11 protein-coding genes, 1 tRNA gene and 3 pseudogenes are annotated in these 11,192 nt (G+C 55.3%); 10 read left to right on the top strand and 5 right to left on the bottom strand.

What is annotated here, in order from left to right:
• Positions 1-18: 18 nt before the first annotated feature.
• A complete protein-coding gene (locus C8K66_RS10480; protein ID WP_017848503.1) occupies positions 19-762 on the top strand; it encodes an amidotransferase in 744 nt (247 codons plus the stop codon).
• On the opposite strand, the gene C8K66_RS10475 is transcribed toward C8K66_RS10480, so the two are convergent.
• From C8K66_RS10475 to C8K66_RS10465, 3 genes are all read right to left on the bottom strand, one after another.
• Positions 740-1,711, bottom strand: coding sequence for a magnesium and cobalt transport protein CorA (locus tag C8K66_RS10475; RefSeq protein ID WP_046385197.1), 972 nt, complete (start codon positions 1,709-1,711; stop codon positions 740-742). The genes C8K66_RS10480 and C8K66_RS10475 overlap by 23 nt on opposite strands.
• Before the next feature lie 42 nt (positions 1,712-1,753).
• Entirely contained in the window at positions 1,754-2,500 is a 747-nt protein-coding gene (locus tag C8K66_RS10470) for a 1-acyl-sn-glycerol-3-phosphate acyltransferase (protein ID WP_108524795.1), read from the bottom strand.
• 215 nt (positions 2,501-2,715) lie between these two features.
• A complete protein-coding gene (locus tag C8K66_RS10465; protein ID WP_108524793.1) occupies positions 2,716-3,408 on the bottom strand; it encodes a crotonase/enoyl-CoA hydratase family protein in 693 nt (230 codons plus the stop codon).
• 320 nt (positions 3,409-3,728) lie between these two features.
• On the opposite strand from C8K66_RS10465, the gene C8K66_RS10460 reads away from it, so the two are divergent.
• The 6 genes and pseudogenes from C8K66_RS10460 to C8K66_RS31245 all read left to right on the top strand — a co-directional run bounded on the left by C8K66_RS10460 (position 3,729) and on the right by C8K66_RS31245 (position 6,478).
• Positions 3,729-3,818 (top strand) — tRNA-Ser (locus C8K66_RS10460).
• Between the two features lie 393 nt (positions 3,819-4,211).
• Positions 4,212-5,099: an RES family NAD+ phosphorylase gene (locus C8K66_RS30545; protein ID WP_132849942.1), complete on the top strand. Its 888-nt coding sequence runs from the start codon at positions 4,212-4,214 to the stop codon at positions 5,097-5,099.
• Between the two features lie 360 nt (positions 5,100-5,459).
• Positions 5,460-5,747, top strand: a complete 288-nt coding sequence (locus C8K66_RS10450; RefSeq protein ID WP_108524789.1) for a hypothetical protein — start codon at positions 5,460-5,462, stop codon at positions 5,745-5,747.
• Complete coding sequence (locus C8K66_RS10445) at positions 5,744-5,989, top strand: hypothetical protein (protein ID WP_132849941.1); 246 nt, start codon at positions 5,744-5,746, stop codon at positions 5,987-5,989. Before C8K66_RS10450 ends, C8K66_RS10445 begins: the two co-directional genes overlap by 4 nt.
• Entirely contained in the window at positions 5,986-6,231 is a 246-nt protein-coding gene (locus C8K66_RS10440; protein WP_108524785.1) for a hypothetical protein, read from the top strand. The genes C8K66_RS10445 and C8K66_RS10440 overlap by 4 nt, the downstream gene beginning before the upstream one ends.
• Positions 6,228-6,478 (top strand): annotated as a pseudogene (locus C8K66_RS31245) (hypothetical protein). The gene C8K66_RS10440 and the pseudogene C8K66_RS31245 overlap by 4 nt, the downstream one beginning before the upstream one ends.
• On the opposite strand, the pseudogene C8K66_RS10430 reads toward C8K66_RS31245, so the two are convergent.
• Positions 6,462-7,568: pseudogene (locus C8K66_RS10430) on the bottom strand (tyrosine-type recombinase/integrase); the annotation flags it as partial. The pseudogenes C8K66_RS31245 and C8K66_RS10430 overlap by 17 nt on opposite strands.
• On the opposite strand from C8K66_RS10430, the pseudogene C8K66_RS10425 reads away from it, so the two are divergent.
• The 3 genes and pseudogenes from C8K66_RS10425 to C8K66_RS10415 form a co-directional block, all read left to right on the top strand.
• Positions 7,565-7,837, top strand: a pseudogene (locus C8K66_RS10425) (DNA-binding protein); the annotation flags it as partial. The pseudogenes C8K66_RS10430 and C8K66_RS10425 overlap by 4 nt on opposite strands.
• Positions 7,834-8,538: a hypothetical protein gene (locus tag C8K66_RS10420; protein ID WP_108524783.1), complete on the top strand. Its 705-nt coding sequence runs from the start codon at positions 7,834-7,836 to the stop codon at positions 8,536-8,538. The pseudogene C8K66_RS10425 and the gene C8K66_RS10420, both read left to right, overlap by 4 nt.
• Positions 8,511-9,482, top strand: coding sequence for a hypothetical protein (locus tag C8K66_RS10415; protein WP_108524781.1), 972 nt, complete (start codon positions 8,511-8,513; stop codon positions 9,480-9,482). The genes C8K66_RS10420 and C8K66_RS10415 overlap by 28 nt, the downstream gene beginning before the upstream one ends.
• On the opposite strand, the gene C8K66_RS10410 is transcribed toward C8K66_RS10415, so the two are convergent.
• Entirely contained in the window at positions 9,479-10,903 is a 1,425-nt protein-coding gene (locus tag C8K66_RS10410; protein WP_108524779.1) for a DUF2971 domain-containing protein, read from the bottom strand. The two genes, C8K66_RS10415 and C8K66_RS10410, sit on opposite strands and share 4 nt — an antisense overlap.
• Positions 10,904-11,192 lie beyond the last annotated feature (289 nt).

The raw sequence follows: 11,192 nt of genomic DNA, 5'->3' as shown, positions 1-11,192 counted from the left end.
CCGTGTCAGGTATTTTTTATGTCGCTACGCGTCTGCATCCTGGAAACCGATATCCTGCGTCCAGGCTTGATCGATCAGTACCAAGGTTACGGGCAGATGTTCAAGCGCCTGTTCTCCAAGCAGCCGATCCCGGCCGAGTTTGTCGTGTACAACGTGGTGCAGGGTGAATACCCGTCGGATGATGAAGTGTTTGACGCGTACCTGGTAACCGGCAGCAAGGCCGATTCGTTTGGCACCGACCCTTGGATTCAGACGCTCAAAACCTACCTGCTCGACCGTTATGAGCGCGGCGACAAGTTGTTGGGCATCTGTTTCGGTCACCAATTGTTGGCGTTGCTGCTAGGCGGCAAGACCGAGCGCGCCGGCCAGGGCTGGGGCATGGGCATCCACGATTACAAAATCGATGCCAAGGCGCCGTGGATGAGCCCTGAGGTACCGGAGCTGACGTTGTTGATCAGCCACCAGGACCAGGTGACCACCTTGCCGGACAATGCCACGGTCATCGCTTCCAGCGAGTTTTGCCCGTTTGCGGCGTACCACATCGGCGATCAGGTGCTGTGCTTCCAGGGGCACCCCGAGTTCATCCACGACTATTCCCGCGAGCTGTTGGAGATTCTTCAGACAACCTTGGGCGAGAAGGTCTACAAGAATGGCGTGGCTAGCCTCGAGCGCGACCACCACGGTGTGACCGTGGCGGAGTGGATGATGCGCTTCGTCGCGCACAAGCCTGAAGCCAAGGTTAAAGCCAGCCCGAACGCTTGAAGCTGGCCCACAAGCCGCTGCACCCTACGGCGATGAACCCCAGCACGCCAAAATAACCGTAATGCCATTGCAGCTCGGGCATGTTCTGGAAGTTCATCCCGTAAATCCCTGCCACCGCGGTGGGGAACGCCAGGATCGCCGCCCACGCGGCGAACTTGCGCTGCACCAGGCTCTGGCGCGACGCCTCCAGCAACACACCGATCTCGATGGTCTGGCTGGCGATGTCGCGCAGGGTGGCCAGGTCTTCCATCTGCCGTGTGACGTGGATTTGTACATCACGAAAATACGGGCGCATGTTCTTGTCGATGAATGGAAAACTCAGCTTCTGCAGCTCTTCGCTGATCTCCACCATCGGTGCCACGTAGCGGCGCAGGCGCAGCACGTCACGGCGCAGGCCGTGGAGGTTCTGGATATCGTGCTCATTGAGTGAGCTGCACAGCACGTTGCGTTCCAGCTCATCGATCTCGGCGTGGATCGCCTCGCTGACCGGCTGGTAGTTTTCGGTGACGAAATCCAGCAGCGCATAGAGTACGAAATCTTCCCCATGCTCCAGCAACAATGGCCGTGCCTCACAGCGCTGGCGCACAAAGCCGTAGGACGCCGAGTGCCCGTTGCGCGCCGTGATGATGTAGCCGTTGCCGGCAAAGATATGGGTTTCGATAAACTCCAGCTTGCCGTTCTCGCGCACCGGAGAATAAGTGACGATAAACAGCGCGTCGCCGAAGGTTTCCAGCTTGGGGCGGCTGTGTTTTTCCAGGGCGTCTTCGATGGCCAGTTCATGCAGGTTGAACTGGCGTTGCAGGTTGCCCAGCTCGCGGGCGTCGGGCTCTTCCAGGCCGATCCAGACAAAATGCCCGGGTTTGGCGGCCCAGGCTGCGCCTTCGTCGAGGGTGATATCAGTAACTTTCTTTCCGGCGCTGTAAACAGCGGCCGCAACAACTCTACCCATGGTGCCGATCACTTCTTATCAGGGGAACAGATGTTGGGCAGCTTAGCTGGAAGCGAGTTCTATTGTTATGGCACTTTGCAGTTCGTGGTCCATCGCCTTGATGCATTCATCCATCTGCGCGTAGCAGGCTTGCATCAACGCCGGGATGTCATCCGCAGTCAGTCCGGTGGTAGGAATCGGCGGCAGCGAGCGTATGTGTACATCGCCACTGTTCCAGCGATTGAGTTGCATATGGGTGACGTAATTGCTCACGCACACCTGCACGATGGGCACGCCAGCGGCAATCGCCATGTGGAACGCGCCTTTCTTGAACGGCAGCAGGCCCTTGCCCAGGTTGCGCGTGCCTTCCGGGAAGACCCAGATCGACGTGTCCTTATGCTGCAACGTCCGGGTGGTGGTGAGCATCGCACGGCGTGCCTTGTACGCATTGCCGCGGTCGATCAGCACGTTGCCCGCCAGCCAGAACAACTGGCCGAACAACGGCACCCATTTCAGGCTTTTCTTGGCGATACACACGGTGCGGTGCGGCACCACGGTGCCCAGCACAAACAGGTCATAGTTGGACTGGTGGTTGGCGATGATCAGGCAACTGCCGGGCTTGTTGCGCAGCGAATCGACATCGGCCTTGACGCGCAGCCCCAGTATTCGCATCGCCGGCAGCGCATACAGGCGCGCGCACAGACGGCTGTTGTCCGGGTTGAACGGCCGACAGATCCCCAGCAACACGCCTAAGCCGCCGGCGAGGATAAAGTGCAGGCCCATCAACGACATACGCAACAGAAACAGCATCGACACGGCACCATCGAGACAAAAGGTGGCGCAGTGTACGGATGTACACTGTATTCGGCAATTGCCCCGATAGAGGTAGGAGATAGGCGATGTTTAAGTACATGTTTCAATAAGTGCCAGCAGGGGCAGACTAGAGCGGCCAAGGATTAGTCGGTTGTTTTTGTAAGAAAAAGCCCGACTCAAGGTCGGGCTTTGATACGGCACATGCAGGCGGCTTAGCTCAAAATATGGCCCTGGTCCTGGATGATTGCTTCGTCCAAGGCTTCGAGCAGGGCTTTGCGCACTTTCAATTTGGTCTGCTTGTGGGCGTTCATATTGAGCTTCTTCAACTGCCGCGCTGCTTCCAGTGCCGCGGTGTGCAACGCTTCTGGCGCCACCACCTTGTCGAGGAAACCGGCTTGCAATGCGCCTAGCGGGTCGAACATCTCGGCGTTGATCACCGAACGCTGAAACGCCGACTTGCGCAGACGATCGCGCGCCAATTCGATCCCCGCATGGTGCATGGTCATGCCGATCGCCACTTCATTCAGGCCAATGCTGAACGGGCCCTCGACCCCGATCCGATAATCCGCCGACAACAGCAGGAACGCGCCCTTGGCCACCGCATGCCCAGGGCACGCGACGATCACCGGGAACGGATGCGCCAACAGGCGCCGCGCCAGCGTCGAGCCCGACGTCACCAGGCCGATCGCCTCTTTAGGACCGGCGGTCATCACTTTCAAATCATAGCCACCCGACAGAATCCCCGGCGTTCCGGTGATGATCACCACCGCCCGATCCTTCTCGGCCTGATCCAGCGCTTCATTAAATGCACTGACCACCGCCGGAGAAATGGCATTCACCTTGCCGTTGCTCAAGGTCAGGGTCGCGATACCGTCTTCCAGGTGGTAGGAGATCAACTCACTCATGACGTGGTTCCTTGTAGGATTTGTTATAGAGGTGCATGCGCAGACGTTACTCACCACGCCCGGCCTGGTAAAGCGCTGTGACTGACTGGCCAGTCAGGCTTTCCCTCTATACCCGGCGGTAAACCGCCTGGGGCAGGGCGCAGCAACCGTCCCAGACGCGTGCCGTCGATGCCTGAGAATGGCAGAATCATCGCCCTCGCCTGGCCCGTCACGGAATACCGGTCTAACCGCATGAAAATTCTGAAAAAAACCTTTGCCATCAGCAAGTCTTTCGACTACATTAGCGCGCCTCGACAGACTGAACTGGTTTGACGAGATACGGTGAAGTGTCCGAGTGGCTTAAGGAGCACGCCTGGAAAGTGTGTATACAAGAAATTGTATCGAGAGTTCGAATCTCTCCTTCACCGCCAAATTGAATAAACGCAAGCCCCTGATTTTCCTCGAGAAAGTCGGGGGTTTGTGGTTTTTGGCGTCTAAAAAATAGCCCCATGGGACCACCATGGGACTGGTGCGCTATTTTGGTGCCGAAAGTAGAGGCAATGACTGAGCGTTCGGGTGCAGTTCATCTGCCCACAATCGGCTCGCCAATATTGTGGCTACCTTCGATCACGGACAGACGCTGGCCAGTATTTTTTGGCGACTGCTTTTTGCCAAATAGGGCAAGGATGCAGGTGGTGGGATGACGGTTCGTGAGCGTTCGTTGCAGGGAGCTACGAGTGAATTACAGTCTGAACAGGAATATTGGCATTCATTTTGCCAATCAGAATAAGATTACCACTTCGCCTTTTTAATGATGCTGATCTATGACTATTGAACGCACGAGCACAACTAAAATACGTGAAATAGTCACTTCGCTGAATCGTGCCGATCTGACTGCTATCGATTATGAACATCTCCTGACTCAGGTGGGGATATTGATCAAGGGCACTCCTATGAAGGTGCAATCTTTGCCTGTAGGAACCACGCTTTATCGTGGGGTAATTTACTCCGAACGGCCCAGTGAAGTGAGTTATTTAGGTAGTCCACCCGCTGAACTTGTGACCAATTTTCAACGTTGCAATGGTCCCGGCAAACCAATGTTCTATGCAAGTGTAGATATCGCTGCAGTATTCTCCGAACTAAACGCGGACGTTGGCAATATAGTTTATCTATCAAGCTGGATCGTTGATCGAGAGTTTTTTTGCTTTCGAATTCCACCGGGTGCAGGTGAGGGAATGGAAGAGGACTTCGCTTTCTCAAAAATTGAAACGTTTTTTGAGACGCGATTCGCTCAACCTATTCATGAGACATTTTCAGCACAGTACAAACTGACTGCCGCTATTACCGAGAAATTGTCAACTGGTAACGTCTTGGGTCTTCCTGAGCTGATTAAAGGGCGGCCTCTTGGAGCCGTTATATATCCATCGGTTGCACACACCTCGCGCTCCGATAACATTGCGATTCAAAAGTCAGTAGCACAGTCATGCCTGCGGCTTTCCGATGTCCGTGCAATTGAAGTTACGGAACGCCAAGCTGAGTCACATACCGTGCGAGAGATCGATTTCAGCAGCGATTTTGAGGATGAACACATAAAATGGCTGGGTCGCCCGAGGCAGTGGACTTTAAATTCCATGGAGACTTTCAATTTCACCGTTGAGAACGGTATGTGGGTAGCGCGTACCGAGGACGGCACTGTCATAAATCCATCGTAGAACACAAACGCAGTGTAGGTAGCCTTCGATACTTCCTTGAACGGAGTACGTAACTATGAATCCGAGCTTCCGTTAATGAATCCTTGTCGACGTGAGGGACGCGTCACCGCTAAGGCGCGATCTCCGGAGGTTAAGCTTTTTTCCTGTATGACCTCAAGGGGGCTATCACGACCGTTGAGTACAGATTGACTGAACGTAGGATTCGAATAACGCCGCTTATGTTCAACAGGCCCCCACACCTAAGCCCGGTGCGGGGGCCTTTTTGTGTGCCGGCGGAAACCACAACCCCTGGACTGGCACACCAGCCCCCCCTACAGTGGTTTCACGCAGTTCCTACCACTCGCTCGAAAAGGAATCATCATGAACAAATCCGGGCCGTTGACTGAGCCTGTTGCTATTGCGGCAGTTAATCAGTATTTCGATGACCTGATTGCGCTGGCCGATCCGGGCGCCGTGCTACCGCACCTGCGGGCCGAGTTAGAAGACTACCGCGCTCGCACTCTGAAAGACCCCTGCCTCATGGAACAGCTCAACTACTTGCGTGGTTTTCTGTCGGGGCTAACGGCTGCCGGCATACAGACTTTTGAGCAGGCCGAAGAGTTGAAGCTGCGCCTGGAAAGAGGGCACGATTCTCGGTGGCTGCCTTGAGTGCGCGTGACAGTAACGCGGCCACGTATCGGCTGGACAATGGCCTGAATGCCTGGTCGACCACCTGGGTGTTGGACGCCAATATGTTGCTATGCGCCGGTTGCAGTGCCAGGCAGTACGCCCGGGACGCCGCTCAACCGTTTCGCCACGGCGACGGCTGCGCCCTGGCCAGCGAACTCACGCTCTACCCCTGGCGCGAGCTGGCCAAGCTGCTGCGCGCAGTGCCACAGGTGCCAGCATGAAGGGCGCCCAGTCGCTGGCCGCGCTCAACCTTCCACCCAAGGCGCACAAATACGTCGACCAACACCGGGCCTGCATCGAGCGCGCCGAGGACAGCGGCACCGTTGACGTATGGCTCGACCGCGCTGAAAGCCTGATCGAAGGTCTGGAGGCGTCCGGCGCCTTTAATGACGCGACGATCGAGGCGCTATACGTCAACTTCGATAAGGTCGCCATGTTTCGCCTGGCGGAGCTGGAGCCATGATAGGAGAGGCAATTCAATCGGACACCCTGAAAGCCCTGGTCGGCCAATGCGCGATCCATGAGGCGGTCGTGGGTCGCGTTGTCGGCGATAACCATAAGTGGACGTATTCTATCCGCCTGGGCGGTCCCACGGCTCGCTTGGTCCCGGTGCGCTTCCGGCGTGAACCGTTCGCACCTGGGCGAGCCTGACAGCCGTGGGCCGTTTTGCCGAGGCGGTGGGTATTACGGGATTCAGTGTTGAGCTGTGACCGGCGATAGCTTTAGGGCCAATTGCAGCATCCCCACCACATCTGGCCCGTCCTCATTGATCCACGTCCCATAGTGCTGACGGATCATATTGCCGTTGGTGTGCCCCATCTGTTCGGCGATCCAATCGATTGAGGCAATACCCGTCGTCAGCAACTGACTGGCATAGGTGTGCCGGCACTGGCCAGGCCCACGGTAGCGAACCCCAGCTGCAAGCAAGTGAGCCTTAAAGAAACGGTCACGTACTATAAAGTCGTTGGCGTGTGGCAAGCCGCTTTTGGTGTTCACAAAGACGAAGTGCAGCGTGTGCCGGCGTACCGTTTTGTTGTCCCGCTCAACGACCTCTACGGTTTCCGCCTTTCTCTTTCGTGTCAGTGCATCGATCTTACGCAAGGCATCCCAGGCGGGAGCCAGCAGACGAACCTTGCGCATCGATCGACGGGTTTTTGTCACTCGATAAGCGCCGCGCACCTTCGATCGGCGAAACGTTACCGTGCCTTGCGCCAGATCGACGTCCTCCCACGCCAGAGCGATGGTCTCGGAAACCCGAGGGCCGGCCCAAATCATGAACTGCACCATTAACAGCTCCTGTGTGCGGGGGGTCGGTGTTTCCAGGATCTGCTTGATTTCTGCTCGGGTAAACGGGTCCGGTGCCTCTGGATCGGGCAGGCGCACCATCAAACCTTCGGTGGGGTCGTGGGCGACTTTCATCCGTGTGCGGTAGAGCCGGAACACCTGGCGCACGTTGCTGATGATGTCGCGGATGGTCTTGTTCTTGAGGGTTTTGGACAGTGGGCCCTGAATCCACTCCTGCAGGTCTAGGTGATCGATCGCGTTGATCTGGACTTTGCCCCAGCGCGGACGCACATGCACTTCGGCCTTGTTCGCGTAGCCTCGGTAACTGGATGCGGCCACGCTGTTGGCCTTGATTCGTAACCACAAGTCCAGATAGTGACCGAAGGTGTTCTCCTCCAGCCTGGCGGAGTTGGGGAAGTGCCGGGCGTAGTCAAAGGTGCCGGCTTGGATTTCGTATTCGATGATGGCAATCAAGCGTTTTGCCTGGGCGACAGTCGCCGGCGTGTTGCCTCCAGGTGACGTTCACCGAAGGCGTTAGTGCCCGGGAAGACGACAACCTGCGCGGCTGGCTGATCCAGTTCACCCTGACGGAGAAACTGTCCAACCCTGAGAAAGTCGAGGGCCGGCGATCGGGCAACGCGGTTACCGCGCAGTCCGGCCCGGGTGGGGCAGTGGGCGGCGGCGGTGGGGGAGCCGATCCCAGCAGCGGACCCGAGGAACTGACCGGGTTTGAAGCCACTTTGAAAAAGGTGGATGGCTGGCTGGGCGGGAGTGACAAGGCATGAAGCTGCATAAGGAATTGGCCATCAACGGCAAGCCCTACGTCCTGGTCAAAAACGAAGTCCGGCTGGATGCAAAAAGCCCCGGTCGGGCGACGTTCACCATTCAAGCTACAGCGCCGGTCAAAGGGCTGGTGACGCTGGATATTGGCTACAACGACAGCACGCTGCAGCGACACTTCATTGGCTACGTCGAACGTTCCACCACGGCCAGCAGCACCCAGCAGGTGCTGTTCTGCCGCGAGCTGGCCGCGATCCTGGCCAACCCGCTGCCGCTGAACCTGCGCCACGTCGACCTGCGCGCCGTCCTGGTCGAGATCAGCCAGCACACCGGCCTTCGCTTTCGCGTCCCGGAACGGCCTTACTCCGGGGTCAAGGCGCCATTCTTCTACAGCCTGGCTGCCGGATACCAAGCCATGGACAGCCTGGCCCGGGTTTTCAACATCTCCGACTTTATCTGGCAACAGCAGGGTGACGGCGAAGTGTTCGTGGGCAGTTGGGCCGACAGCTTCTTTGGCGTTCGCTCGCCGCTGCAACTGCCGGTGGAGCTGTTCGACGGCTACCAGGGCAACCAAAGCGCAATGATTGCAGCCCTTCCCGGGTTGCGACCAGGTGCAACGATCAACCACGGCGAGCGCATCACCAGTGTGGCGCTCATCGACAACCAGATGGCCATCCGATGGACGACGCAATCCGCCGCAGCGTAGAACGACAATTCCCCGAACTCACCGGCGGTTACCACCTGCCACGCTTTGCCCGGGTTGTCGCCGTGGCCGATGCCCCGGCCGGCGCCGGCATCTGTGACGACTTCCGGCCGCGCTATGCGGTCGACATCGAGGTCATGGGACCCGACGGCGAGCCAGACACCAAGCTGCCGATCCTGGCCGGCGTGCCGTTGCCGCTGCCCACCGGTGGCGAAGAGATGGGCATCTATGCCTTCCCGGAAGAGGGCACCCAAGTTGTGGTGTGCTTTGCCTACGGCCTACCGCACAAGCCTTATATCCAAACCATTCTGCCCCATGGCCTGAGCATGCCCAGCGTTCCGAAAGGCGACCAGGTGTGGCAGCACAGCGAAGCCTGTCAGCAGCGTGTTGACGCGGATGGCAACTGGCTGCGCCAGACTGACGGCAAGATCCGGGACAAGGCGATCGAGCGGGAAGTGGAGGCGATGGGCAACAACGAGACGTTCCAGAATCACACCAGGACGGTGGATGACCATTCCACAGAGTCAGTGGGTGGGATCAAGACGATCGAGGCGCTCGGCGCGCTTAAGCTGTTGTCGGGTGGGTCTGCGAGCCTGGCGGCGGTGGATGATCTGCACCAGGCGACCGGGCGGGACTTGAACCTGGTGGTGGGGCAGAGGCATAACGCCACGGTGGGTGGCGATATGGAGGAAAGGATTGAAGGGCTGCGCAAAAGCATGGCGGCTGTCAGCCAACGTTTGGTGGCGCCCAAGACATGGCTGGGATCGGAGAGCGTGAACGCCCTACAGATTCTTTGTGAACTCATAGATTTGGTAGACCAAATGAATTTGAATTTGGCTGCCCACGTTCACGCCTCTAGTCCTCCGCCAAATAACGCAACATTCTTTACTTCTGCTCACATGAAAGCAACTCAGCTGTCGTCAATAACGCGAACCTTAACAGGTTAGTCATGTACAGACTGAATCTCCTCCGGTTTGTCACAGCTAGCGCTGATTAGTGGTCTGTACTTGATGGTTTTTGTTTCTGTGTCATGGTACGCCTGGTAAAATTGAAAGCCCTCTCTTTGATGCTTGTCACAAAGAGCCTCAACCACTTCAAGGATTTTGTACTTGTCCTCGGCGGGAGTTTTTATGCCAAATATGATCCCTTCTAAACTGTTGAAGTCATATTTTAAACATCTGCCCTTTCCACTATCATAGACAGAGAGCCCGCTTTCCAAGATTAATCTGTATTCGTTTTCGCTTATCCAGTCAGGCATCTTGGTAGTAATGCTTTCTTGACGTCTATCCCAGTAGTTTTTTCGCCATTCAACTTCGTCTCGAAGCACGTCTGCACACGTACTAATATTACCATCAGTGTCGGAGTACCAATTTTCCTCGAGATCTCGTCGAGAGCAAATACCTATGGTTCTAAAAAAGTCCAGCTCGGGTGATTCGCCTTCATACTTCACCTTATGAAAACTAAGCGTCCTATCACCCCAGATGTCTCCGTTGGAACCTACGCCAATAGGCATATGAAACGGGAGGCTTTCTCTTTCATTGCCAGTGGTCGGTTTGAACTTCATACAAACACCTGCATGATTATCCCCATATGAACCCCATATAGACGAATTTGAGCAGGAATCCATAAAGCAAGCCGTATACCATTTCTCATGCGTAAGTTCTCTGAGACTCTCTATAAAGTCATCAGAAAAGTTTAACGTTATTTTGTGCCAGTTCGAACTGTCGCCACTTTTGTAAATAGAGTAATTTCTCAGGAATTGGTTTCCGTCCGCAGCGTAAATCGCAACTTCGTATGCAGAGCCATCGAGATTTTTTGTTTCTGCTAAAAGCGCAGTTGAAGACCGTAAGCATTCATCTTCAGTCATTTTCAAAATTTTAGTGTCGTGCGGCACGAGGCCCATATCCGCAAGCATCTTTGTGACTAGATGGAATGCATAGAGATGTATAGATCTTAGATGGATGAGGAGTTCATGTTTTGTTACTCTTTTTTCCGATTTCGAAAGATGCTCTACAAACTTTATTGTGTTTTTGTTATTTAAAAAAATTTCTGAGGTGTTATTTATTTTTTCGGAAACTTCAGTCGGTACATGTTTTAGTGAGGAAATAACTGGAAAGGGGATATCTGAAATGTTTCGACCTACAAGGTATTGAACGCTCCTGAGTGCCAAGCAGCGAATATAATACTTGAAAAGACAATTCCATACGATTTTGTCTCCGGAGAAATAAAGCTCGCGATATCCTTCAAGAGGGTCATTGAGCTGTTCCGGAGAAGCAAAGTAAATATATTGCCCTTCGAGTTCGCCAGTGCGCTCGCTATTGCCAAGAAGTCGATCTACTGATCTAAAACGATATAGAAACTCTGTCATATCACCCTTCTGCAGTACATCTTGATGTTAATTAACAACGAAGGTAGCTCCTTTTTCTCAAATGATAAAGGGCGCTGATTTGCTCCCTTTTGCGTTACACAACGCTTTATCGTTGCCAAGAACCGCTAACAAATATAGCGCGCAAGAGCGCTCCTGCAGGGCCCTCTGGCTCTCTCCGACCTTGGTCCTATGGGCAGAAGCTTACATCTGGTGCCCTACCTGAGTGGAATTCTCGGGTTTACAAACGGTCTTCTGAAAAAATCATCCCCGCAAGAAAAAAACAGATGAA

It is taken from the genome of Pseudomonas sp. GV105, from assembly GCF_003058185.1.
Lineage (GTDB): Bacteria > Pseudomonadota > Gammaproteobacteria > Pseudomonadales > Pseudomonadaceae > Aquipseudomonas > Aquipseudomonas veronii.
Note: the sequence above shows the minus strand (reverse complement) of the source record. Positions and strands in the feature narration are given on the sequence as shown.

Bases quoted from the DNA above. Each gene is read 5' to 3' on its own strand.
- C8K66_RS10450 (WP_108524789.1), top strand. From the start codon at position 5,460: ATGAACAAATCCGGGCCGTTGACTGAGCCTGTTGCTATTGCGGCAGTT.
- C8K66_RS10410 (WP_108524779.1), bottom strand. From the start codon at position 10,903: ATGACAGAGTTTCTATATCGTTTTAGATCAGTAGATCGACTTCTTGGC.
- C8K66_RS30545 (WP_132849942.1), top strand. From the start codon at position 4,212: ATGACTATTGAACGCACGAGCACAACTAAAATACGTGAAATAGTCACT.
- C8K66_RS10475 (WP_046385197.1), bottom strand. From the start codon at position 1,711: ATGGGTAGAGTTGTTGCGGCCGCTGTTTACAGCGCCGGAAAGAAAGTT.
- C8K66_RS10415 (WP_108524781.1), top strand. From the start codon at position 8,511: ATGGACGACGCAATCCGCCGCAGCGTAGAACGACAATTCCCCGAACTC.
- C8K66_RS10440 (WP_108524785.1), top strand. From the start codon at position 5,986: ATGAAGGGCGCCCAGTCGCTGGCCGCGCTCAACCTTCCACCCAAGGCG.
- C8K66_RS10480 (WP_017848503.1), top strand. From the start codon at position 19: ATGTCGCTACGCGTCTGCATCCTGGAAACCGATATCCTGCGTCCAGGC.
- C8K66_RS10420 (WP_108524783.1), top strand. From the start codon at position 7,834: ATGAAGCTGCATAAGGAATTGGCCATCAACGGCAAGCCCTACGTCCTG.
- C8K66_RS10465 (WP_108524793.1), bottom strand. From the start codon at position 3,408: ATGAGTGAGTTGATCTCCTACCACCTGGAAGACGGTATCGCGACCCTG.
- C8K66_RS10470 (WP_108524795.1), bottom strand. From the start codon at position 2,500: ATGCTGTTTCTGTTGCGTATGTCGTTGATGGGCCTGCACTTTATCCTC.